The following is a 25,123-nucleotide window of genomic DNA, read 5'->3' on the forward strand; positions in this document are numbered from 1 at the left end:
CTAGTTTGACAACTAATTCATGTTTGAATATAGTATAGTATACCGATAGGGATTATACAATATAAGCGAAGGAGGGAATTTGGTGATAGGTGGAATATCTAGTAAGTTGCAAAAAACTTATCGGGATTCTCAGAGCAAGACCATGTATCGCTTCTTAATTTATTTGGCAGGTTTGCCTCTTCATCTTTTTCTTTATGTCATTTATGTTTTGAAAAAGAAAGACAATACATACGAAGTGACATTCGCAAAAGTGAAGCGGGAGTTGAGGGATGAGGGGAGAAAGGAAGGCTATCAGGCAGAATATGTAGATCAGTTAAGGAGGAAAGCTGCGTTCTTTAACGAACATTCGACTCCCGAGAAGATTCATAGACAGGCACAGGAACTATCTGCTGAAAGGTATGAAAGAGAATCTGTGCGGATAACGGAAGAACGGCTTGCGCTACAAGGACTGCAGAGAGAATCGTATACCGGTTATGTTTATTCCGTTCTAGGAAAACCTGCGTTCTTGATGATCTCCTTGCTTCCTGGTCTTCTCATGTACGCTTTGCTTTTTTTGCTTAGTAACCCGTTTTTGAAATATGGTGCAGAACGGCTTGTCCAAAGTGTATTTGTCATTGTAGGGGTAGGGATTCTCGTTTTTAGTATCCTTTACATATCCCCCTTCGATCCTGCATCCAACATATTGGGTGAATCAGCTACAAAAGAACAAATTGCAGCTTTTAATCGGATCCATGGACTAGATTTGCCGTATTGGCAACAGTTATGGAATGCATTGAAAGGAATTGCCACTTTCGATCTTGGTACATCGTTTACTGGCAGCGAAGATGTGGCATCTAGCATTGCGAATAAGTTTCCGGTTACGATCACAATCGCGATCTTCTCCGTGCTAATGGCGATTGTGATCGCTATTCCAGTCGGTATTTTATCTGCGATGCGGCCCAATACGCTTTTAGATATGACATTTATGCTGATTGCATTGATCGGGTTATCGATTCCGAACTTTTGGCAAGGGCTCATCTTTATTTTAGGCTTTTCGATCAAGCTGAATTGGCTTCCTGCCACTTATAGTCCCGGCAATGCCTTGTCGCTCATTATGCCGGTCATTGTGTTGGGTACTGGGTTGACTGCCTCTATTGCAAGAATGATGAGATCCTCTTTGCTGGAAATCATCCATGAGGATTATATGGTCACAGCGAAAGCCAAAGGATTGACGAAAGGCCAAATGCTTTGGAAGCATGCTGTAGGAAATGCCCTCATACCCGTCATTACAGTGATCGGTCTGTTATTTGGCGGAATGTTAGGCGGCGCAGCTGTAACGGAGAAAGTTTTCAACATTAAAGGGATTGGCAGTTATATCGTCGATAAGCAGTTTATTCCGGATATACCGGCAATTATGGGCGGTGTCGTCTACATTGCCATTACGATCTCACTAGTAAACTTGTTCATCGATATTATGTACGCATTCCTGGATCCGCGAATCCGTTCAAAAATGAAACAATCATAAAGCAGGTGGAAAGATGAAGGAGAAACGGATCAACCGACAGTTATTAACGATGTCAAAGGAGTATCCACAAGCTAATTTTACTTGGATTCTCACCTTGCTCATTTCACTGGTGTTTCTCTTGAACAGTTTTTCGTTCAGGGCAGGTGAAATCAAACCGTATGTACTCGCTTTGTTTGGCGCATATTTCATCACAGCTTTATTGCAGCTGTTTATCGCTTGGCGAATAAAAAGGGATACCCTTCTTTTCGGAGACATCCAGAGAGGAACCCGGAAGCTTGGCTATATCCAATTGTTTAGCTTAGCGACAGGCAATGTGTTCACTGCCGCTTTTTCGCTCCATCTAATTAATGAGCGTAAGACACCGGAGTACACATTCGCAGTCTACATGGTGCTCACTCAACTTTTTGTCATAGCAATCTCCGCGTTCAACGTATTCAAACCATACGTTACCGACTCATTTCCGATGGCGATGCTCGTTTTGCTGCTCGTCTTGGTGTTTCAAGTGGCTGTTCTTATTATCGTTGCAACAACGATGCGAGAAAGCCAATTGCCTAAATGGCTCGGACTGATTGCCATCCTTACTACGCTGACAGCGGTCACGGGCAATCTCTTCGCACTGCTGCTAGGAATTTGCTTATGGTTGAAAGTAAGGAGCACAGATAGTTCGCGCATTGCGAAGTGGGTTGCGATATGGGGAAAAATTACCCGCAATACGATGGCCGTGTTCGGGATGTTTTTCATCATTCTTATGTTTGCAATTTCGGTTGTCAGCCGATTTACATTTGATTATGACCTTGCCGTAGAGAATGATTACGGCAACATTTTACAACCGCCGAGCCTGGTCTATCCGTTTGGTACGGATAATTTTGGCCGCGATGTGTTTTCAAGAATCATTTTTGGAGCGAGAATTTCCTTGCTAGTCGGATTTGCGTCCACGGTTATACCGGCTGTCATTGGAGGTTGCTTAGGCGGCATTGCCGGCTATTACAGCAATCGAACCGATAATTGGATCATGCGGCTGCTCGATGTGCTTTATGCCATTCCAGGAATCTTGCTCGCCATCGCAATCATTGCCGCATTCGGGGCGAATACCGTGAACTTGATTATCGCGCTCAGCCTTGGCTCCATTCCGACCTATGCACGGACGATGCGGGCGAATGTTCTCATGGTGTCCAACTATGATTTTGTAGATTCGGCACGGGCTCTTGGCGCATCGGATTTCTCCATTATTTTTAGGCAGATTATACCGAATTCGTTAGCGCCGATGATCGTGAAGGCAACCTTAACAATTGGCGGGGCAGTTATCGCAACAAGCAGCTTGAGTTATTTAGGTCTTGGCGTCGAACCTCATATACCAGAATGGGGCAACATTTTACGGGTAGGGAGTACGTATTTGGAATCTAACTCCTATTTAGCAATTTTTCCGGGTCTTGCGATTATCTTGCTCGTCCTTTCATTCAACTTTTTAGGTGATGGATTGCGGGATGCGCTGGACCCACGTCTTGATTAAATGAAACAGAGGAGGATTAACATGGGTAAAAAATTATTGGCGCTGACACTCGCTCTTGTCGTTGTATTAGCAGGCTGCGTGAAGACGAAGACAGATGTTTCAAAAGAAGCCGAGACTGACAGCAAAGGCAATGGCCCAAGCGATAAGGTGCAGATTGAATTGCTGGGAACAAGCAGCGGGGAAGAAGACATGAATATTGTGCGGGACCAACTGATCAAAAATGGTTTTGATGTCAAATTAAATATCCAGCCCGATTATGGAAGCTTTAAGGCGCAGCGGGATGCCGGAAATTTTGATATTGCCCTTTCCAGCTGGACAACAGTGACCGGAAATCCAGATTATGCGGTCCGCTCCTTATTCAAATCGGATGGAGACAATAGCAATATTCAAGATGATGAAGTAGATAAGTTAATTGAAAAGGCCAGCACCGAAACACCTGATGAATATAAAAAGACGTATAAAGAGCTTGAGCAGCGTATTGTTGGTGAGAAGGCATACATCGCACCGCTCTATATTTCCTATAAAGCACAAGGAGTCAATAAGAACATATTGAACCCGGATACAGTACGTTTGGCAAAATCGAGAGCGATTGCATGGGAGACGATCGACTTCAATGATGCCGCAAATCGTACAACTGATCCGCTAGTTACACAACAAGCGATCGGATCCTTGACTTCACTCGATCCGATTAAGGGGAATGACGGCTCCATTAATACGTTAAATACGAATATATATGTTCGTCTTGTAAACTTAACGGACGATGATCAAGTCGTTTCCGACGGATCTCTTTCTTATAACTATGCAATTGCCGATGGAAATTCAGAGTATTATTTCCTGCTCCGCGACGACATTAATTTTGCCAAAGTGGAAGATGGAAAAGTGGTTGATACGAGCGAGCGTGTTGGCGCAGAGGATGCATTATTTTCATTAAACCGGGCCAAAGACAAGGATTCTGTTCCGGATCATCGGACCTATAGTTTGCATGAGAGCATGGAAAAGGTTGAAATTGTGAACGACTTATCTGCATTAAACAATGCAAAGCAATCAGGGGGCGAAGGTTCCATCCGCAAAGCATTGGAGCAAGGACTTGAAACGAAAATCGAAGAATTAGTGGAAGACAAAACGAAAGCGGATAACAGCTCGGGTAAATACCAAGTTATCAAAGTGACGACAAAAGAGCCGTTCCCGCAAGTGCTGAACTATTTGGCTCATCAGTCTGCCGGCATCGTTTCGAAAAAACAAGTGGAAAGCATCAACACATATGATGTAGCTTCATTCGATCCAGATAAAGATATCGCGTATGGCGATCAACGGACCGTAACAGAAGGGAACACGTACAACAACCATCTGTACGCAAGCGGTCCTTACATTCTCGTTACGAAAAACGACTACCAAGCTGAATTTGCAAAAAATCCAGCGTATCGTACTGGAAGTGAATTTGAGCCGAAAATTGAACGGGTGACAGTCCGTTTCATTGAAGATCCGGACAGTGCATTATCCGCGTTACGTAATGGCGAGATTCATCTTTTCAACGGGATACCGGAAACAAAGTATAATCTAGTAGAGAATGACGATAAATTAGTCTTGCAAAAGAATGACAGCAATGCGGTCGCTTATCTGTTATTTAACAATAACTCTGACCGGGCTGTTGCAAAGAGTGAAAACTTGCGGAAGGCGGTTCTCTATTCTATCAATCAAGAGGAATTCTTGAATTTTTATCAAGGGAATAAGAAAAAAGCGTATTCGACTGTTAGTCCGTTAGTTGATACAGGAAATGAATTAACGGCAGATGCAGCGAAAGTAAAAGAATTACTTACAAGTTATCAATCAGAATAACAAGAGAGACAGCCCCCATTGTAAGTTTCACAATGGGGGCTGTATTTTATGGGGATTATCGTATATCCTTCTCCACTTTGCCATCTTTCACGACAACCTGGATCGTATCGTTGTCTGCTAGCGAATGAATATCCTCAAGTGGATTGCCTTTGACAATGATCAAGTCAGCCAGTTTGCCGGCTTCCAAAGTACCGAGGCGATCTTCCCATCCAAGACATTCCGCTGCCGTTTTCGTGGAAGCGACGATTGTTTCCATTGGCGTCATGCCAGCATCCGCCATTAAGCCGAGTTCACGCAAGTTCGTGCCGTGCTTAAAGACTCCAGCGTCTGTACCCATTGCGATTTTGACTCCAGCCTCATATGCCTTTTTGAAGCTCGCGACATGGATATCGATAACTTCTTTTGATTTTTGGACAGCTGTTTCCGGCATGCCTGTTTTTTCAGCCGTTTCCAATACCGCTACCGGAGCTAGAAGGGTAGGGACGAGATATGTGCCGTTTTCCAGCATCAGTTCGATCGCTTCGTCGTCGATGAAAATACCATGCTCGATAGAATGGATGCCAGCGCGTACTGCGTTCTTAATTCCCTCTGCGCCTTGAGCATGCGCCATCACCTTTACGCCTTTGCGGAATTTGCCTTCTTCGACGATGACTTTTAATTCCTCAAGAGAGAACTGAGTGAACTCAGGATGATCCGTCGCACTTAGTACGCCGCCTGTTGCATGCACTTTGATTACTTCAGCGCCAGCCCTCAGCATTTCACGCGTCTTCTTGCGCACTTCTTCAACACCATCGCAAACGCCGCTTGGCATGCCTGGATAGTCGGATGGCAGCAGGTCGACGACGTTCCCGGAAACAGTGTAGCCATCGCCGTGCCCGCCTGTAATGGTAAGCGCGTTGATGCTCAATTGAAGGCGTGGTCCCGGAATCAATCCTTCGTCCACTGCCTTTTTTACACCTAAATCAGTTCCTAGAGCATCCCGGACGGATGTGATTCCGGCATGGAGTGTCGTTTTCAAGTATTCCGCCGCTTGGTAATACATGAACGAGAACGGCGTTGCAAGCCGATCGGCGATCGGTGAGAATTCGAGCATCATATGGACATGCGTGTCGATGAATCCCGGAAGAATCGTGCCGCCTTGGGCATCAATCACGGTTTCGTCGCCATTCGCCTGAAAGTCTTCTTCCTTTCCAATAAACTCAATTCGATTGTCTTCAATAACGACAATTTGCCCTTCCTTCGGCTCGCTGCCTGTTCCATCTATAATAAGACCATTCTTTACAATTTTTTTAACCATGTAAATCCCTCCATTATAATGTTTTCACTAAAATGCCGGCGATGATGACGGAAGCGACTGTTACCGTCGTGAAGCCGCCAATTAGCATCGGGGCAAGCAATTCATTGAAAATCGCCTTCTCTTCTTTCTCATCTCTCGCAATGCTTCGGCTTACTTCTTCACATAGGATGTAATCTCCCGGGAACCCGAATAGAGCAGTCAGTGCAACCGGCATGCCTTTGTAAGGGTTCCACCCGACGAGCTTGGACATGAGGAATCCGCCTAGAGCGATACCGAATGTACCAATTAACAAAATTAGAACGACGCTCGGTAAGTTGTGCAAAACGTCCTTCGGTGTTACGCCGGCCATTGTTCCGATTACGACAAAGATGATCGCAATCATCGTAATCGTAAAGGAATTTGCCTTCTCCAATGATTTTGCTTCAAAGAGGCCAAGTTTCAAACCAATAACACCAATCGCAAGGCACCATAGGCTGTAGTGGATGGGAGTAACCGAACCTAGTGCAACACCGATGGATGCGCCGACAAAGATGAAGAACAATTTTAATGTTGCGCTTGTTGCAAGAGGGCTTGCCTTTTTCTTCTGTTCCGTTTGTTCCACCGGTTCAGTAACCATCGGACGATACGTACCATTGTCCATTTCGGTTTGAATAACTTTCGCGTACTTGCGCATGAATGTTGCAGCGAGCGGCATGCCGAGCACGCCTTGGAAAGCGACGATCAATGCGGGAATGATGACGAGGCTCGATAAACCAATCTCTGTCAACTTGTCAGTCGTAATCAACAACGCGATAATTCCACCGCTGATCGGGCCAATCCCTGCTACCGCAGTAGGATAATCAAAGATCAATGGGATGATAATTAAAATTAGAATGCCGGAAAAGATAACTCCGCCAAGTGAGATCATGACGGCTTTAATTTGGCTTTTCAACAGTGAAAAGGGAATCATTGTCCCCATATGCAAAATCGCTGGCCCGATTAAGAGGGCGCCGAGCGCAGGGAATTGTGCTTTATCCAACAAGTCCTTCGGGAAAATACCGAACCATGTCAGAAGGAGAAACCCTACCATTGCAGTCAACAGCATAGGAATTCGGGCTCTGGATACAATTGAAAGCCATTCGCCTAGCGCAATTAAAGCAAAAATGAGAGTTGTGGCGATAACTGGGTTTGATAACATAGATGTCTACCTTCTTCCGATAAAGTAAGAGCGAATGGCGCTCACTTAGTAATATGATATACAATATATCACTGTGAAAAATGATTTGTAAATAGTTTTTAGGCAATTTAATAATTTTCCTATAATGAAAACGCATACAATATATCGCAATCTATATAGAAGAGATTTTTAAATTTTATGAAAAGATTAGTATGCGACAAAGGCATAAGGATAATGGTTTGGATGCCTTTTAAGGGATTATCTTTTCAAAGGAATATAGTTTTTATGTTTCTTGTAAATAAAGAAAAGCACTTTCCTTTAATATGGAAAAATAATATAAGAAAATAATAAACTGAAGAGAAGAGGATTTGTAAAGAAGTTACGATGGAATTGATTTCGGATGATTTATAGTGTTGGAGTAGATAGAAGTTAGCAGCTTGACGAATAATTTTCACTCCTCGTAAATATCATTGTAAGTGTAGCGAACTGCCTATAAAGTAACATCCTATAGCTCACCAAGAGCAGGGTATCGAAGCTTTCTAAAAGTAAACGGAATTATCTTTTTTTTCATTTCTAAAATATGGTAGAGTGAAATGGATGTCTATAAACACGGGTAATGGGGGGACGCAAGATGAGTTGGTTAAGTGTTTTTGGTATGTGTATTATTCCGTTCTTTTTATTTTTTTCGTACACAACACTAATGTTTACTCGGGGAAATGAATCCAAAAGTGAAAGGGGAAAAAGGATTCTCCATGCTTCCTACAAGTATTCCATCCCTGTTTTTCCGATTGGATGGCTGTTGATTGAAGGCTACCATCGGATTATCAAGGCGGTCACGTTTGACGTGTACCGGGAATACATGGTGATTCTGATATTACTTTTATTCATCGCACAAGGGTTGAGTATTATGATTCTTAAAAGGAATACAGAAGTCGCGCCCACATAGTTTCTATTGAAAAAGCGGAGAATCCTCTTGGGATCTCCGCTTTCAATATTAGAGCTTGAACTGTCTCACGAGGCTATTCAATTCCTCGGACATACGAGCCAATTGATCTGAACTGGATGCCACTTCTTCCATCGAGCTTGCTGTTTGCTGAACTGATGCGGAAGTTTCTTCGACTCCTGCAGCCGCTTCCTCAGAAACCGACGCGATTTCATCGATTTTCATATTGATTTTCCCTGTGCTTTCCACTATGTCGTTTAAATTCGAGCTAACGGTCATAATATTATCACTCATTTGGGAAACCGCTTCACTAATTTTACCGAATGTGATGCCGGTCAATTTGATCTGCTCAGATCCCGTTTCCACTTCTCTATATCCGTCCGCCAGTGCTGCTGTAACGACTTTCGTTTCCTGTTGAATGCTGCTGACAATTCCTGAAATGTCAGAGACAGAAAGGGCGACTTGTTCGGCCAATTTTCGTACTTCATCTGCGACGACTGCGAACCCACGGCCTTGTTCTCCAGCACGTGCCGCCTCAATCGCTGCATTAAGTGCAAGTAAATTCGTCTGCTCGGCAATATCATGAATGACGGTAACCAATTTCGAAATTTCTCCCGTCCGGACTGCCAAACCTTCCACTTGCTGCACGGATTGACGTACAATACCGTTTATATTCTCCATTTGTTCATTCGAAGAATCCATCATTTCCTGTCCTTCTGCCGTCATCGTCCGCACGGCATCCGAGTGGGTTTGTACCGTTTCTCCATTGCTTTCTGCCTCTTGTACTTTGCCTGAAAACAGTTCCATCATGACGGCAAGATCGCTCGCATTGTTAGCCTGTGTCTCAGATCCGACCGCTAATTCCTGCATAGTCAGAGCAATTTGGGAAGATCCGGCTTTTACTTCGTTTGCAGATTGTGTCAATTCTTCACTGTGCGAAGCAACCGTATTCGCCACTTCGTTAATTTGTTTAATGATGTTGTGGACTTTGCTGTTCATGTCATTCATCGCATCTACAAGCTGGCCGACTTCATCCTTCGCCATCGTGTGAAGCGGTTCTTGTCCGATATCGCCATCTGCAATGACGCGCATCCGTTCTGCCACGGCAATGACCGGCTTGGAGATGCTGCGTGCGGTGATGAAGGCGACTGCGATGGAGAGGAGGATTATGAGTACGGAGCCGATTACGCCGATTAAGCTAGAACGGTTCCCGGAATCAATGATGTTCATTCCTACTTTCTGCATATTCGCTTCACTATTATCTGCCAGCGAATCATAGCCATTTTTAATATCAGAAATATCCTTGTTCACAGCTAGTAGATTCTTGTAGGCTGCGTCTTTATTTCCTTTGTCGTATTCTTCAAATACATTTTTTGTAATATATTCACGCCAAGCGACAGTCTTTTTAATTAATTGATCGAACTCCTCTGAGTCGCTAATTGAGCGGACAATTGCCTCACTCTCTTTCCCGGTGGCTGAATATTTCTCGAATAATTCCTTATACATCGGGTCACCTGTCAACATATAGCCTTGTGCTGATGAAATACGGCCCGACATCGATTCTGACAGCTTTTCATTGGCAATCAAGAGCTTCGCATGTTCGTTAATGATTTCGTCGACATGGCGATTCGCCTGCATGTTGTCTACGAAGTTAAAGCCGCCGTATGCGATCAGCAGCACGATAACAATCCCGAAGCCGAAGAGTATTTTTGTTGCAATGTGTTTGAACTTCATACAATTCTTCCTTCTTTCTGGATAATGAATTCTAGTAAAATGAATAAATCTAGTAAACTCCTAATGCAATATAGCATTTCAAAAGACCTATGTAAAGTTTAAATGTTAGTTCTTTTGATGTTGAGCAGTTTTTAATGATCATGATAGGAACTTACTATTAGTATTGTTAAGGAATGGGTTTCAAAACAGGATCTTAGCGAAGGTTAATTGCTGGAAGTAGATTTGATAAAAATAGAAATGATTCGGTAAATACTTCGTTCTACGTTTTCTTTTATTACTCTCGAATAAACAGGGGATACCTCAAAAGCTACCGCATGCCGTGCGAAAAAAGAAATTTTCATCATGCATCCTGAACATTAGACAAATAAATCTGTCGAAGGAAATAGAGTTGGGGAATTTTTTTCCGAAATAACTATGTATACCTCGTTATTTATCACAATTTTTTGATTTAATCAGCACGGAAGTTACTGTAAAGTAAAGGAAAGAAATAGACTGGGGGAAAGGGAATGCGCGGTAAAGGAATTGCATTGTTTTTTTCAAGCGTTGCTGTCGCCTGTTCAATGTTAATTATAATCAGCGCCCATCTGTTAGATGACTGGGCAAAAGCTGGTTTTGATTTCCCTGAAAAAGCGACTGCGGCAGTACAGGACGAGCAATTGGACATGGGGATGTACTTGGCAAACTGGCAAGCAGAATTGAGCCATAACGGATTCACAGAGGAGCAAGTGGAGAAGGGGAAGGAAATTGTGAAGAAGCATTTGGGAGAAACCGATTTGACTTCTCTTGCGGGGGTTGACGGAAATTGAAAAGAACGAACTTGATGGGCAATATAAGGGAAAGAGGTTTTCTATCCATTGTAGCCAGTCAAGTTCGTTCTTTTGTTTGCTTGAAATTTCCACGTTATTCAATACTCTCAATGACGGAGGTCACTTTAAATTCATTGTCATCCGTTTTATGGCTATATTCGCGTTTGATTTCCCCGAAGCCTTCTGCAAAATAAACGCGGGAAACAGCCCCATCTTCATAAGTATGTTCAATAATGACGACATCCTGGAATGACTGCAGAGGTGTGTCCAGCTCGGCATCGGTGGCCGTCACTGTCCATTTATCAAACGTATCGCCTTTCTCTAATGGAAATTGCAAATACGTCCCAATAGGTTGCATGTCTCGAATTGTCTCTAATGTGGTGGCAACCCCTTCGGCATCGGACGGCTCCTGCTGAAGAAGGGTGATTTGATTATCGCCCAGGCGGTACGAGCGGAGCATCTCCATGCCGCCATTATCTTCATATACATTCACATGATGATCATCCAGCCATTCCGTGCGTAATGTGTAGGTTGCATACTCATTCCCATCGCCCAGAAAGTGAGCGATTGAACCGTCCTGCAAGAAATAGTCTTTCATGTTGGTGGTGTTCTCCGACTGAATCGTGTCATTCTGTTCAGAGCTGGACGGAACCTCAGTTGAATCTGGCGGTGTCTCTTTTGTACAAGCCATCAGCAGTAGCGGCAACAATAAAAGGAACGTAAATTTCTTCATAAAGGCCACTCCTTTTTCACTTTTTCTAAGTATACCGTGATGCATGGCAGTAATCAAAAAGCAGCGGCAACGATCAGCCATCGGATTAATAGCGTGACAGAAAATACGCCTCGTTGAAAAGAACACATGGGTGATCAGGAACCAGGTTCTTCGCCTGTCTGTGTGCTTCATACGCTTTGTCGATTTGTCCCAGTTTGTCATAGCAGTACGTCAGTTGAATCAGGGGCATCCATGTCCAGGAGGCTTGATTAATAATGCCCATTGTTTTCGGCTGTTGCAGCGAGAGGATTAATTCCAGCCAATAGATGGCTTTGTCATAATCTTCGTGTTCGATGTAGTACTGGCCAATCTCACTGCAGGCTTCCCCTCGAGGCAAGTCGTATTCGAATGTCTTCAATAAAGCGGACAGCCGTTTATCCTCATCCATTCCCTTGTAGCAATTTGCCATACTCAGACAGGCGATGATCTTATCTTCTTTCCAACCTTTTCGACAGTTTAAAAACTTCTCGAATTGGACAACGGCTTCCTCTTTGCGACCGTTGTACATCAATTCATTCGCAAAATATAACGTATCCCGGGGAGTGAAAACTTCTTGTCTTTCCTGCATGCCTAAATAGATATTCAAATTTCGGGAGGACGGGGGCTTCTCATTTTTGTGCGTAATCGCCACGTCACTGTCATAGGAAGTTCCGGAAACCTCCATATATTCATGCACTCTGCCGAACCAGCGAAATCCGGCCGCCCTCCTGATAATCCGGTTGCGCCGCAAGCTGTACGAAACCTGGCCATTCGGGCCCGTTGTCAGGTGGTAGGGCATCGTCACGCGATCAATGGTACCGTCCAATTTTGCTTTTAACTCCTGAAATGCCTGACGATCCGGCTCCAGCAGCACATCATCCGCATCCAGCCACAATATGTACTCTTTCGTCGCATGTGCAAAAGAATAATTTCGAGCCGCCGCAAAATCATCATTCCACTCGAAATCAAACAGGCACTCCGTAAATTCCTTCGCAATCTGCTTGGTGCGATCCACCGAACCCGTGTCTACAATGATTATTTCATCCACAAGGTCATAGACCGACTGCAAACATCTTCCGAGCACCGCTTCTTCATCTCGAACAATCATGCAGAGGCTGATCTCGCTAGAACCACTCATCTAATTACCACCCTCTTCCTTGGCAGTCGTACATAGTATACGGACTCATGTCACTTATTGTTGGGCGAAGGGTGGAGATTTAAACAGTCAATTTTGGGTAGTTGGCTGGGGATTATTTGGCGCAGGGCGGTTGGATATGGCATGGGAAGGTTGATAGCTCGTGTTTTGCTTCGACTTACTGGCGTTCGTTTTCATTAATTGGCGTTCAGCTCGAGTTAATGGCGTTCGTTTTGACTTATTAGCGTTCATCCGGAGTTAATGGCGTTCGTTTTGAGTTATTGGCGTTCAGTCGAAGTTAATGGCGTTCGTTTTGAGTTATTGGCGTTCAGTTGGAGTTAATGGCGTTCGTTTTGTTTATCTGGCGTTCGTTACGTTTATCTGGCGTTCGTTTTGTTTATCTGGCGTTCGTTTTGTTTATCTGGCGTTCATTTTGTTTATCTGGCGTTCATTTTGTTTATCTGGCGTTCATTTTGTTTATCTGGCGTTCGTTTTGTTTATCTGGGGTTCGTTTCGTTAATCTGGCGTTCATTTTGTTTATCTGGCGCGCAACATAATATATTGGCGTCCCCCTCGATATACTGACGTCCCCTTCGATATATTGTCCATTCCATCCAATAACCTGCCATTCCCCCGTTGCATATCCGCATCTCAAGTAGACTGGAAACATCAAAAATCCCCTTTCGCCTTCGAAAGGGGATTACGTACTTCATTACACCAATTCCAGCGGCTGATCTTCAGATGCTTCTTCCAGCATGTGCACTGTTGTTTTGCGAATCAACATAGGCAGCACACCGAATGAGTATGGTTTGTAAACACGCTCTGTCCATTTGTGTCCGTCTTTGCCGTAGACGCCCATATTGACAGAAGGGATGTTTAGTTTCTGGATGGTGTCGAATGGAATCGAGTAGATGTGGTTCCATTCCGGCAAGTTGTGGACTAGCGGCTCTAGCTGTTCTTCTGTTTCGTGGATGGACAGGAAGCTGCCGTCCGCCAAGTATGGGAAGAATTTCTTCAGTTCGAAACGTTCGCCTGTCAGCTCGCTCATTTCTTTCAGCACGTTCGCGATGGACGACTGGATTTTTTCATCTCGTGCGACGTCTGCCTTCAAATAGTTATGAGGCAGGAACGGAGGCGCGAAGAATAAGATGACGCGCGGTCTCTTTTCAGGATCGGCTGCCTGCAAGGCACTGACGATGGAGAAGCTCGTATCCCGCAAGTCGCCGGTTTGATTTGCGAGCGCTTCGTTAATGATCGATTTTACATCGACGCCGCGCTGAATTAAATACTGCAGATAGTCATCATATGTTGTCACATCGATATGCCAAGACAAATCGCGTGTCGGCAAGCCAGTGAAATCAATATACTCTTCGAACTGTTGCTGCAGGTACTGTTCCGTCTCCTCGCAAGCCTCTTTTGCTTCATCAAGCAACTTACCGAGAATTTGCTCGGGTGTATCCTCGTAGACAAAATAGTTGAAGTAGAGATGGCTGCTGATGGCCGTTTGGACGGTATACAATTCCTTTGTGTCGCGTTGCTGCAGGCAAGTCGGCGGCAGCACGAGCTCGCCAGGAATCTTTTCCGCTAGCGCGTATCGATTGTGAATCCGTTCTGTTAATTTGGCGGCGATAAAGTTCGGATCGATGCCCGAGAGTGTATCTCCGACATGGACTTCCTTGCCGTATATATGGAAGCAAGGCAGAATTTTGCCCGCAGCTCCTGTGTAAATATATCGGTGCGTGTCGCCGTCGTACAATGGCGTGATGAAATCGGTATTGATAGCCATCACAAATGAAAGTCCTTGATCTGCTTGCAGGCGGTTTAATTCGGAAAGGGCACCGACAATTCCGCGGTGTTCGCTTTCTTCGTCGCCGTTGCAAAGCAGGAGAACATTGCCTGTCAATTCTTCGGGATGTTCCGAGAAATAAAGAATGTTGGCGATATGGACAGCAGCGCCGCTCTTCATGTCAACAGAACCGCGTCCGAACATCCAGTCACCCGATAATGCCTCTTCCTGCAATACCGGGTCGCTATCATAGCCGCGGAAGAACACTTCCATCGCATCCGTAGAGAAGGCATCTTGCTTCAGCGGACCGAAATCTTCGACTGCGACGGTATCAATATGCGAATGGTAAAGGACTGTTTGGTTTGATTGTTTTCCGCCTTGCACGAAAGCGAAGACATTTTGACGGCCGATTGGATCTCCTTCAATTGTTTGGAGCCAGAGATGGTCGGGATGCTGTTCGAAATAAGGGAATGACCGGAGAATCCGGTAGATTTCCTGGACAATTTCCACCTCACCAAGTGTTCCGTTGATGCTGTTGATGCTTACCAAATGACGAGTCAACATCTCGACCTGTTGTGATACTTCTAATGATCGTAGTTGATTGTACATATCTCGTGCCTCCTTAATTGAGTTATTTTTTCCGTTCGATCGGATAGAGATTTGTAAAATAGTCCTTTGTGATTTCTTTTACTTTTCCGCTTAAGAACAAGACGGCGATGACGTTCGGAATGACGACAAAGGCGAGCAATAAATCAAGGAACTGCCAGATGAACTGGAGTCCGCCTACAGCCCCGACGAGAATGGCCCCGATGTAAATGAAGCGCATGACTTTTGAAAATCCTGTCCCGAAAAGGAATTCAGCTTGTTTCTCACCATAGAAAATGATGACGACAACCGTTGTGATAACAAATAAGAAAAGTGTAGCCGAGACGATCGTTCCAGCAAAGGATGCGCCGAATACTGGCACAAATGCTTCTGTGACCATCGATGAAGCCTGATCTGGTGATATCGTTTTCCATACGCCTGAAGTCAGGACGACGAGTGCCGTTATCGTACAAACGATGAGCGTATCGACGATTACCTCAAAGACGCCCCAAAAACCTTGTTTCGCCGGATGATTCGTAATGGCTGCAGAATGGGCGATCGGTGCTGTTCCCATACCGGCTTCATTGGAATAAAGTCCACGAGCAAGTCCCCAGCGAATCGCTGCCGCCACACCCGCTCCTGCAAAACCGCCTGCTGCTGACATTGGCTTAAATGCATGCTCGAAAATTAATCCGAAGGCTGCAGGGAGTTCCTTCACATTCGCAAAGATAACAATTAACGCCGCCACTAGATAGATGACAACCATAAATGGAATCAACTTCTCCGATACTTTCCCGATCGTTTTGATTCCACCGTAGGTAACTAAGATCACGAGTAGGGCAACTAGAATGCCAGTAACGATGGGTGGCAACCCGAATGAACCTTTCATTGTTGTCGCGATGGAATTAGACTGCACCATCGTACTTGCAACAATTTCAATCATGAGCGCAAAGGCCAGAAAAGAAGCGACCTTTTTCCAGCCAAGCCCTTTCCGGATGTAATACATTGGTCCGCCGACATATTCGCCGGCTTCGTTTTTCTCCCGATAATGCATGCCGAGTACAACTTCTGAGTATTTGGTTCCAATCCCAATTAAAGCAACAAGCCACATCCAGAAGATCGCACCGGGTCCACCTAGTGCGATGGCTACCGGAACGCCGACGATGTTTGCTGCGCCCATCGTGGAAGCGAGTGCGCTTGTCGTCGCCTGAAATGGCGTCAATGTGCCGTTCCCTTCGCTCTTCGAAAAAATCTTGCCAAAGGTTTGTTTCATAATATGTGGGAAATAGCGAAACTGGAAAAATCCAAGACGCACCGTTAGAATGATCCCGCCGCCGATCAGAATGGCGATGATGGGAATGCCCCATATGAAATTTGAAATATCCGCAATGAACTTTGTAAACCCTTCCATTTCTCCCAACCTCTCTATTTATCTCTCTTTAGAAAGCGCTTTCACGTTGTGCGTAAGTATTCCGCATTGTGGAATTAATTCCGCATCGTGAAATGTTAATACTATTTTAGTTCTGTTTTTAGGTGATTGTCAATCTCTTTTTCTTTTATATTGGGAAGGGTCAGAAAATTAAAGATGCGAGGGCAGGTCGGTTTTGATACAATATGGGGAAGACGGGAGGCGAAGCAGAGATGATCCAATCGATAGACCGGGCAATGCTCATCATAGGAGCCATGTCAGAATCAAATAAAGACAAATGGCTCGTCGCCGAATTGGCGGAAAAGACGGGACTGCCGATCAGTACGGTATATCGGTTGCTGCAATCCCTGGAAATGCATGACCTCGTTTCTCAAATTGAACATACGAAACAATATGAACTTGGCTATAAATGGGTAGAACTCGGCTTGAAAAAATACGAAAAGCTGGATATCCGGCACGTTGCTCGTCCAATTCTCGAGAAATTGGCGAAAGCTGTGGAGGAGACGGTCTACTTGAACGCGCCGAATGATGAGGTGTCGATCATCGTCGATCGAATCGATAGTCCGCGAAATGTCCGGATTATCGATAGCATCGGTGAACGCATTCCGATGCATATCGGGGCAGCGAACAAAACGATGCTGGCATATGCGCCGCCCCAAACAACGGAAGCGCTGCTCAAACGGCTGATTACAGAAGAGGATGTGCGGATTGAGTTCCAGCAACAATTGCGGTCCATCAAACGGAAAGGCTTTGCTATTAGCAGAGGCGAAAAGACAAAAGGGACCTTAGCCGTCGGGGCACCGGTCTTTGATTTCGAAGGTAGGGTACTTGGGGCTATCAGCATCGAGGCGCTTGAAATGCAAACAACGGAAGATCAGCTGGATCTTTTTATTGAAAAAGTGACGGAAGCGGCTGAAGAGATTTCTTCCGCGATGGGGCAAAGCAATTAAATAGACGACGAGTTGAAAACGCAGGAATTGCATAAATTCCATGCGTTTTATTTTTTGAGTTAGTCCAGCTGCTATAATCAGATAATATCGAAATATGTTACAATGGATAGTAAAATTTACCGTTACTCGAGACTGTAATGAAAGGGGGAGACACATGTGGGAATAGCAGTGGAAGATATCGTAAACCTGCCGCTTCTAGAAGGGGCTTCCATAGTGACAGCGAAAGATCGGGTCAGCGAACGCATTGTCGAATGGGTGTCAGTCATTGAAAATCCGGTTGAGAATTTTGTCAGAGATAATGAATTTGTTTTAAGTACAGGGATCGGATGCTATGGAGATCCATTAAAACTATTGAAGTTTGTTGAGGATGTTTATAATTCGGGAGCATCCGTTTTGGCAATTGCAACAGGCCGGCATGTATTTTCCATCCCTGCAGAGATTATTCAATATGCAGAGGAAAGAGGATTTATCATCATGGAAATTCCATGGGAGATCCGGTTTGCAGATATTGTTCATGAAATCATGAGTTGTTTAATCGATTTGCGGCAAGGCCAGGCAGACCGGCCAAAAGATGTGCAACAGCAGCTGATTCAAATGATTTTAGAAGGAAAATCGATTGGCCAGCTTGCGGAGTTGATCGAAGGGGAACTGGAAGTGGCTGTTTTAATTTTTGACGAGAAGGGAAGGTGCGCGGCGGGCAGTGCGAATACAGATCGGATAGAAAGCCTGAAGGATGGTGAAACGGATAAAAGCATCGAAATTAGAGATTCCCATCATCCTATGCATGCCAGAGCGCGTAAAGTGGATGATGAAGAAGGTCAATTAATTCATTTCACAATCAAATCAAATGGTGTGTATAAAGGGGATTATTATTTGCTATGTGAGGCGGACCGGGAACTGAGCTTACAGGAGCTGGCCATTGCTGAGCAAGGAGTGGCGGCTGCGGCCTTATGGTTTTCAAGAGATAATGCCGTCATGGAAGCCGAAAGCCGGATGCAAAATGAATTTCTGTTAAGTCTTGCGATGGGACATCAAATGTCAGCAGATCATATTGACGCACATGCCGAGTTTTTCCGTTATGATTTGTCGCTCCCTTATGACTGTATTGTCGGTCGCCCGGAAAATCTGGAGCGGCTCCATCTAGAAAATCCTTCTTATGAAAAGCCGGCATTGGAGAGGATCCATACATTCATCAAGGATGGCATGTTGTATGCTGCGGAAAATGTGCATCGGCGATTGTTGTATGCATATAAAAATGCTGAAATTATTATTTACTTGGAAACTTCAAATGGAACTGCTGCTGATACGGCCAATCAATTCTTGGATCTAGTGGAAAGGCGGTTTAGCCACCTGTTGCCGGAAGTTGTATTTTCGTGGGGGATCGGCCGGCAAAAGGATGGTGTTTGGGAATTTGCCAACAGCTTTACGAAAGCGAAAGCAGCGCTCGATATGGGAAGAAACCAAATGGGGATTGGAAAGAGGACGTATTTTGACGAAACACAAATGAACCGATTGCTGCTGAATTTGGCTATTACGAAGGATGTCCAGCAAATCACCTCTTCCATCGTCGCGCCGCTGGTTGAATATGACGACCAAAAAGGGATGGATCTGATTCATACGTTTTCGGTCTATCGCAATAACTGCGGAAATGTCAGCCAGACAGCTCGGAAATTAAACTTGCACCGCCAATCTCTATTGTATCGACTGCGAAAAATTGAAACGTTGACAGGCCGTTCCATTGCAGATCCCGACCATTCCTTTCTTCTTGAACTAAGCATTCGAGTGTGGAAAACAGGCGTTCAGAACATGGAGGAGCATCTGGATTCCATATTGGAAAGAAATAAGCCGGCAGCGGATGGTTACCATTAATTCGAAAATGGAATTAGTCTTGTACAGTGAGACGTATCCGTAAAATAATTGTGAAAAGGAGTCGATTTCGGCTCCTTTTTTGTCGTTCTCAAATTATCGGGTGATGAATTAAAAAAAGTGTATGAAAAAAGGGAGTGGAAGTTCATACAAAATAGACGGTGAATTTATATTATTCAGATTATATACTGGCTGTAATGAAATAGGAAGGTAGTTTGTGAATCTATTAGAGCTTTAGAGCCTAATTGAGTTGGTAAATTGGATGCTGGCTGCACTGGAGCGATGCCGAGAAGTAACGAATCATGATGAGGAGGGTTTGAAGATGATGCCGTTTAGTTTGGAGGAATATCAACATCGATTACACAAGACGAAGGCCAAAATGGAGCAACTAGGAATTGATGTATTGTTAATTACTGATCCAGCCAATATGAATTACTTATCGGGTTACGATGGCTGGTCATTTTATGTAGATCAAATGCTCATTGTCATTGTGGATGAAGCGGAACCAATTTGGATTGGCAGGAAGATGGATGCGAATGCGGCGGTTGCGACGACGTGGTTACAGCCGGAGCACGTGCTTTATTATCCAGAAGATCATATCCATTCGACCGAGAGACACCCAATGGATTACATCGCATCGGTTTTGAAGCGGCTCCGCCAAGCTGAACGCCGTATTGGAATTGAAATGGCGGCTTATTACTTTTCGGCACTTTCTTATGTGAAGTTGCAATCGAATTTACCAAACGCCAAATTTGTCGATGCAAGCCTGCTTGTCAATTGGGTCCGAATCGTGAAGTCGGAGCCGGAAATTGAGTATATCCGCAGGGCAGCACAAATTGCCGGTCTTGGCATGGATGCTGCGGCTGCCACAATTCAGGAAGGGATCCGGGAGTGTGACGCTGCTGCTGCCATTTTCAAAAGCTTAGTGACCGGCACAGACAGTTACGGCGGTGATTATCCATCCATCGTTCCACTGCTTCCAGCCGGAAAAAATACATCGACTCCTCATTTGACGTGGACAGATCGGAGATATTCGGGAAATGAAATCGTCATTATCGAGCTGGCGGGTTGCCATAGACGCTATCATGCACCGATGGCCCGGACCATTTCCATTGGTAAGCCTGCGGAAGAGGTAATGAATGTGTCCAACATATTGGTCGAAGGATTGAATGCTGCACTGGAAAGCGTCAAGCCGGGCGCTGTGTTAGAGGAAGTTGAATTTGCCTGGAATCAAGTCATTTCGAAGCATGGGATCGTTAAGGAATCTCGGCTTGGCTATCCCGTTGGCATTGGATACCCGCCGGATTGGGGCGAACATACGGCGAGCATCCGGAAAGGGGATCGGACGGTCCTCCAGCCGAATATGACTTTTCATATGATACCTGGTCTTTGGTTCGATGATTATGGAATTGAAATTAGCGAAACGTTCCGGGTGACAGAGAACGGTTGTGAAGTGTTGACGGATTTTCACCGGGGTTTAATCGTGAAGGATCAGATTGATTTAGCAATGTAACGGGCAAGGGGGTGGCAGAATTGGAGCAAGTTAAGACATTACTTGATGGCAAGCTAGAAACGCAGTTAATTTCCTGGCGGCGGCATCTTCATCAGTATCCTGAATTAAGTTTTCAGGAGCATAAGACTGCATCCTTTGTCGCAAGCATCTTGTCCGAAATTGAGGGCATTACAATTCAAACGGGGATTGGTGGTACTGGTGTTGTGGCGACTCTCACCAATGGGCCGGGAAAAACAATTGCCATCCGTGCGGATATGGATGCGCTGCCCATCACAGAAGAGAATTCACATGACTATCGATCTTTGCATGACGGTGTTATGCATGCATGTGGACATGATGCGCATACTGCCATCCTGCTGGGGGTTGCCACACAAATGGCGAACAGGGCTGCCGAGAACGGATGGCAAGGAACGATCAAGCTTATTTTCCAGCCGGCTGAAGAAGCGACCGATTTAGAAGGATATTCAGGTGCACCAAGAATGCTTGAAGAGGGGGTTCTAGAAGGAGTGGAAGCTGTCATGGCGCTCCATATGTGCCCGTGGCATCCGGTCGGCACCATCCAAATGAACGATGGTCCAAGCATGGCGAGTGTGGATGTATTCCATGCCGAGATAGGTGGGAGTGGCGGCCATGCCGGTTATCCACACCTTGGGTCGGACCCGGTCTGGATGCTCGGCTCGGTGCTGCAAGCATTTTACGGGATGCCTTCCAGAAGGCTTTCGCCGCTTGAAACGGGTGTAGCAAGCATTGGGGAAATCCATACCGGAACGGCGAGCAATGTCATTCCGGGAAAAGTAGAAGTAACGGGTACGATCAGGGCTTACTCGCCAGCTGTGCGGGAGCAATTAATCCAAGAGGTGGAACGGGCTTTCAAAATCGCAGAAACGCTAGGAGGCACGTATCAATTCCAAGTAGATCGGGGCGAACCTGCTCTTGTTAATGATTCGGCCGTTAATCGTATCATCCGCAAGGCTGCTGAAAGGTGTATTCCGGGTGTGGCTATTGTGGAGGAGCCGTTTGGGATGGGCGGAGAGGATTTTGCATATATGGCAAAAGCGGTTCCAGGAGCGATGTTTTTTCTAGGATGTGCGTTTCCGGAAGGGAAGCAGCGGGATCTCCATACGAATCATTTCGATATTGATGAGCGTTGCTTGGCAATAGGCGTCGCCATTCTGACAGAAGCAGCAACGCAATTGTTGGAAGGTTGATAGGGATAGAGAGGGGCGAGGACAGATGGAAACGACCATGCAAAGTAAACCGATGTTTTTGGCAGGCAGATGGGTGCAAGGGGAAGAGTGCATCGACGTATTTGATCCCCAGGATGGATCACTTATAAGCAGCGTGCCGGCAGCAACCGGGGACGATATGCTTCTGGCCATTGAGGAGGCAAAGGAAGGGGCAAAACGTTCGGCCGCTTTACCGGTGCATGCGAGGATGCGGATCCTGAATGATGCAGCCCTCTATATAGAGGAACACTTTGATTTATATGCGGAGACGATCGCATCAGAAGGCAGCAAGACAATTAAAGAAGCCGTCTCAGAAGTAATGCGCTGCATTCAAACGTTGCGTTTAAGTGCCGAAGAGGCTAGACGGATACAAGGAGAGACCATTCCTTTTGATCAATCTGAAACAGGGGAAGGGCGGATCGGCTATTATTACCGTTTTCCGATTGGCATCATTGCGGCCATCACCCCATTCAATGATCCATTGAATCTCGTTGCGCATAAAGTCGGCCCTGCGATTGCTTCGGGAAATGCCATCATTGTGAAGCCGGCAACCGCCACGCCATTGAGCGCATTGCTTCTGGCGGAGGCGTTCGAACAGGCCGGGTTGCCGCCAAAAATCCTGTCAGTCATTACAGGGAGGGGCGGTGTGATCGGGGATCTCTTAGTCACACATCCTGCAATCCGAATGGTTTCCTTCACGGGTGGTCTGGAAACTGGGGAAAGGATTTCGAGGAAAGCAGGTCTCAAGAAATTGAGCATGGAGCTCGGTTCCAATTCACCAGTCATCATCCTGAAAGATGCCGACATAGCGGCGGCCGTGGATGCGACTGTATCCGGTGCATTTAGCGCGGCGGGGCAGAATTGCCTGGGGGTCCAGAGAATCTACATTGAAAAAGGCGCATTTGAAGAATTTCAAATGAGATTTGTGGAAAAGGCAGGACGATATGTAATCGGGGACAAACAATCACTTGCAACTGACATGGGACCGTTAATTAATGAGAGAGAGGCGGAGCGGGTCGAGCAATGGGTGGCCGAAGCCGTAGCCGAGGGGGCGGAGCTTCTTACTGGAGGCGAGAGGATCGGAGCATTTTACAAGCCTACGGTATTAACGAATGTCCCTTCGAGTTGCAGAATCGCAATTCAAGAAATCTTTGGCCCTGTTGTCTTGTTGTATGAGGTAGCCGATCTGGAAGACGCGATATCCAAAGCAAATGAAGTGCCGTATGGCTTGCAAGCAGGCATTTTCACTCGCAATATTGAGAACGCTTTCAAAGCGATTCAAGAGTTGGATGTCGGCGGCATTATGATCAATGACAGCAGTGATTATCGAATTGACGGCATGCCGTTCGGCGGTGTAAAAGGCTCCGGGCTTGGAAGAGAAGGTGTGAAGTTCACCATCCAAGAAATGACGGAACCGAAAGTGGTCAGTTTTAACTTGCATCAGGGCTAGCATCGATATGGAAGAGGTCTCACTGTTTTAGTTCAGAATACTAAAAAGGAGAACAGACAATATGGATAAAAGTTCGAGGATGATGAATAGTGTCTTCTGGGTATCTGCCATTGTAATTGTTGCCATGGTGTTATGGGGTGCTTTTGATGCTGCGGGGATGTCGCGATGGGCAGATCAGGCCTATACATTCGTAACAGAAGCGTTTAGCTGGTTTTATCTTCTTTCTGTCCTGGCCATCGTATTATTTTGTGCCTGGCTCGCTATTAGCAAGTACGGCAAAGTGAAATTGGGCCGAGATGATGAAAAGCCGAAATACTCCTACTTTGCGTGGATCGGCATGCTATTCAGCTGTGGATTCGGCGCTGGACTCGTGTTTTGGGGAATTGCCGAGCCGATGACTCATTTTGCGACATCTCCGACTGGCTCAGATGGGATGACATCTGAAGCAGGACGCCGTGCGATGCAATATTCCTTCTTCAATTGGGGTGTCCATCAATGGTCAGTATTCACGATTGTCGGTTTGGCACTTGCTTATATCCAATTCCGCAAAAAGGAAACGGGGATGATTAGTGATACGCTGAATCCGATTATCGGCAAGGAAAAAAAGAAAACATTACGGAAAACCATCAACACATTAGCGGTCATCACGACCGTTCTAGGAGTGGCTACCTCTTTAGGGATGGGGATTTTACAAATTAATGGCGGATTGAATCATGTATTCGCCGTCCCTCAAAACAGCATGTCCCTCTTTTTTATCACCATGACGCTACTCGTGCTCTATTTGATATCCGCCTTGACGGGTTTAGATAAGGGAATCAAATTTCTCAGTATCCTAAATATGAGTCTAGCAATCGGCATGATCATTGTCGTGCTCATCCTCGGACCGACGCAATTTATCTTTGAGGCGTTCGTGCTTGGACTCGGGGATTATATTCAGAACTTTTTCGGTATGAGCCTTGGCATGTCCCCTTATGACGGAAATACATGGTCGAAAGCTTGGACCGTCAATTATTGGGCATGGGTCATTGCTTGGTCACCGTTTGTCGGTGCGTTCATCGCTCGGATTTCAAGAGGACGGACCATTCGTGAATTTGTGTTTGGCGTACTGATCGTACCGCCGCTCATTGCGATCATTTGGATTGCAGTGTTTGGAGGAACGGCTCTCCATATGGATCTCTTCCAAGGAGCGAATATTGCCGGAGCTGTCCAAAAGGATGTGACAAGTGCCTTGTTCGCTACATTTGAGAATTTCCCGATGAGCTCCTTCCTTTCGGTCGTCTTTTTAATCTTGATTGTCACATTCTTGGTGACTTCAGCGGATTCCGCTGCCTTTGTCCTCGCCATGATGACGTCCGGAGGCGATCCGAACCCAAGTAATTTATTGAAAGCGACATGGGGAATTCTCATGGCTGCCATCGTCGTCGTGTTAATTAATAGCAGCGGGCTGGCAGGGTTACAGACAGCTTCGCTTGTTGCTGCCTTGCCGTTCACCATCATCCTTTTGCTGATGGGGGTCGCCTTGCTGAAAATGCTCCGCTCGGATCAAGGGGCTGCCACGGTGGAAGAGACGGAAACTTCTAGTGAAAAGGAGTCGACCTATGAACGGGTTCCGATCCGTTCGGCATTGACGACTCCGAAAAAATAAA

At 45.6% G+C, this 25,123-nt stretch carries 19 protein-coding genes; 12 read left to right on the plus strand and 7 right to left on the minus strand.

Going from position 1 to position 25,123, the window contains the following annotated elements; all coding sequences use genetic code 11:
* Window positions 1-82: 82 nt before the first annotated feature.
* From L7D49_RS08580 to L7D49_RS08590, 3 genes are read left to right on the plus strand one after another with little or no spacing between them, the layout of a single operon-like run.
* Window positions 83-1,504, plus strand: coding sequence for an ABC transporter permease (locus tag L7D49_RS08580; protein WP_418895864.1), 1,422 nt, complete (start codon window positions 83-85; stop codon window positions 1,502-1,504).
* A 13-nt stretch (window positions 1,505-1,517) separates the two neighbouring features.
* Entirely contained in the window at window positions 1,518-3,014 is a 1,497-nt protein-coding gene (locus L7D49_RS08585; RefSeq protein WP_238080415.1) for an ABC transporter permease, read from the plus strand.
* A gap of 21 nt (window positions 3,015-3,035) precedes the next feature.
* A complete protein-coding gene (locus L7D49_RS08590; RefSeq protein ID WP_238080416.1) occupies window positions 3,036-4,850 on the plus strand; it encodes an ABC transporter substrate-binding protein in 1,815 nt (604 codons plus the stop codon).
* 55 nt (window positions 4,851-4,905) lie between these two features.
* Here L7D49_RS08590 and L7D49_RS08595 read toward each other — a convergent pair whose 3' ends face one another.
* Together L7D49_RS08595 and L7D49_RS08600 are read right to left on the minus strand one after the other, a co-directional pair.
* Window positions 4,906-6,147 (minus strand): metal-dependent hydrolase family protein, encoded by a 1,242-nt coding sequence (locus tag L7D49_RS08595; protein WP_238080417.1) that lies wholly within the window; start codon window positions 6,145-6,147, stop codon window positions 4,906-4,908.
* 13 nt (window positions 6,148-6,160) lie between these two features.
* The gene (locus L7D49_RS08600) at window positions 6,161-7,324 is read right to left on the minus strand and encodes a hypothetical protein (protein ID WP_238080418.1); all 1,164 of its coding nucleotides are present in this window, start codon (window positions 7,322-7,324) and stop codon (window positions 6,161-6,163) included.
* Between the two features lie 610 nt (window positions 7,325-7,934).
* Here L7D49_RS08600 and L7D49_RS08605 point away from each other — a divergent pair.
* Window positions 7,935-8,249 carry a hypothetical protein gene (locus L7D49_RS08605; RefSeq protein WP_238080419.1) on the plus strand — a complete coding sequence of 105 codons (315 nt, stop codon included), beginning with the start codon at window positions 7,935-7,937 and terminating at the stop codon, window positions 8,247-8,249.
* 48 nt (window positions 8,250-8,297) lie between these two features.
* Here the strand turns inward: L7D49_RS08605 and L7D49_RS08610 are convergent, their stop codons facing one another.
* A complete protein-coding gene (locus tag L7D49_RS08610; protein WP_238080420.1) occupies window positions 8,298-9,980 on the minus strand; it encodes a methyl-accepting chemotaxis protein in 1,683 nt (560 codons plus the stop codon).
* Window positions 9,981-10,486: 506 nt separating this feature from the next.
* Here L7D49_RS08610 and L7D49_RS08615 point away from each other — a divergent pair.
* Complete coding sequence (locus L7D49_RS08615; RefSeq protein WP_238080421.1) at window positions 10,487-10,786, plus strand: hypothetical protein; 300 nt, start codon at window positions 10,487-10,489, stop codon at window positions 10,784-10,786.
* Window positions 10,787-10,880: 94 nt separating this feature from the next.
* Here L7D49_RS08615 and L7D49_RS08620 read toward each other — a convergent pair whose 3' ends face one another.
* Window positions 10,881-11,519: a hypothetical protein gene (locus L7D49_RS08620; RefSeq protein WP_238080422.1), complete on the minus strand. Its 639-nt coding sequence runs from the start codon at window positions 11,517-11,519 to the stop codon at window positions 10,881-10,883.
* A gap of 85 nt (window positions 11,520-11,604) precedes the next feature.
* Complete coding sequence (locus tag L7D49_RS08625; protein ID WP_238080423.1) at window positions 11,605-12,675, minus strand: tetratricopeptide repeat-containing glycosyltransferase family 2 protein; 1,071 nt, start codon at window positions 12,673-12,675, stop codon at window positions 11,605-11,607.
* A 338-nt stretch (window positions 12,676-13,013) separates the two neighbouring features.
* On the opposite strand from L7D49_RS08625, the gene L7D49_RS08630 reads away from it, so the two are divergent.
* Complete coding sequence (locus tag L7D49_RS08630; protein WP_238080424.1) at window positions 13,014-13,229, plus strand: hypothetical protein; 216 nt, start codon at window positions 13,014-13,016, stop codon at window positions 13,227-13,229.
* A gap of 155 nt (window positions 13,230-13,384) precedes the next feature.
* On the opposite strand, the gene L7D49_RS08635 is transcribed toward L7D49_RS08630, so the two are convergent.
* Both L7D49_RS08635 and L7D49_RS08640 read right to left on the minus strand, forming a co-directional pair.
* Window positions 13,385-15,067 (minus strand): M20/M25/M40 family metallo-hydrolase, encoded by a 1,683-nt coding sequence (locus L7D49_RS08635; protein ID WP_238080425.1) that lies wholly within the window; start codon window positions 15,065-15,067, stop codon window positions 13,385-13,387.
* 22 nt (window positions 15,068-15,089) lie between these two features.
* Window positions 15,090-16,454, minus strand: a complete 1,365-nt coding sequence (locus L7D49_RS08640) for an alanine/glycine:cation symporter family protein (RefSeq protein ID WP_238080426.1) — start codon at window positions 16,452-16,454, stop codon at window positions 15,090-15,092.
* Between the two features lie 230 nt (window positions 16,455-16,684).
* Here L7D49_RS08640 and L7D49_RS08645 point away from each other — a divergent pair, with 230 nt between their 5' ends.
* The 6 genes from L7D49_RS08645 (at window position 16,685) to L7D49_RS08670 (ending at window position 25,122) form a co-directional block, all read left to right on the plus strand.
* On the plus strand, window positions 16,685-17,422 hold the full coding sequence (locus L7D49_RS08645; protein WP_238080427.1) for an IclR family transcriptional regulator: 738 nt from the start codon (window positions 16,685-16,687) through the stop codon (window positions 17,420-17,422).
* A gap of 156 nt (window positions 17,423-17,578) precedes the next feature.
* On the plus strand, window positions 17,579-19,291 hold the full coding sequence (locus L7D49_RS08650) for a PucR family transcriptional regulator (protein WP_238080428.1): 1,713 nt from the start codon (window positions 17,579-17,581) through the stop codon (window positions 19,289-19,291).
* A gap of 322 nt (window positions 19,292-19,613) precedes the next feature.
* Window positions 19,614-20,801: a M24 family metallopeptidase gene (locus L7D49_RS08655; protein WP_418895869.1), complete on the plus strand. Its 1,188-nt coding sequence runs from the start codon at window positions 19,614-19,616 to the stop codon at window positions 20,799-20,801.
* A gap of 20 nt (window positions 20,802-20,821) precedes the next feature.
* Window positions 20,822-22,009 carry a M20 metallopeptidase family protein gene (locus tag L7D49_RS08660; RefSeq protein WP_238080430.1) on the plus strand — a complete coding sequence of 396 codons (1,188 nt, stop codon included), beginning with the start codon at window positions 20,822-20,824 and terminating at the stop codon, window positions 22,007-22,009.
* A gap of 25 nt (window positions 22,010-22,034) precedes the next feature.
* Window positions 22,035-23,477, plus strand: a complete 1,443-nt coding sequence (locus L7D49_RS08665; RefSeq protein ID WP_238080431.1) for an aldehyde dehydrogenase family protein — start codon at window positions 22,035-22,037, stop codon at window positions 23,475-23,477.
* Window positions 23,478-23,538: 61 nt separating this feature from the next.
* Window positions 23,539-25,122 (plus strand): BCCT family transporter, encoded by a 1,584-nt coding sequence (locus L7D49_RS08670; protein WP_238080432.1) that lies wholly within the window; start codon window positions 23,539-23,541, stop codon window positions 25,120-25,122.
* The last annotated feature ends 1 nt before the right edge of the window (window position 25,123 follow it).

This window comes from Sporosarcina cyprini (assembly GCF_022048975.1).
Classification (GTDB): domain Bacteria; phylum Bacillota; class Bacilli; order Bacillales_A; family Planococcaceae; genus Sporosarcina; species Sporosarcina cyprini.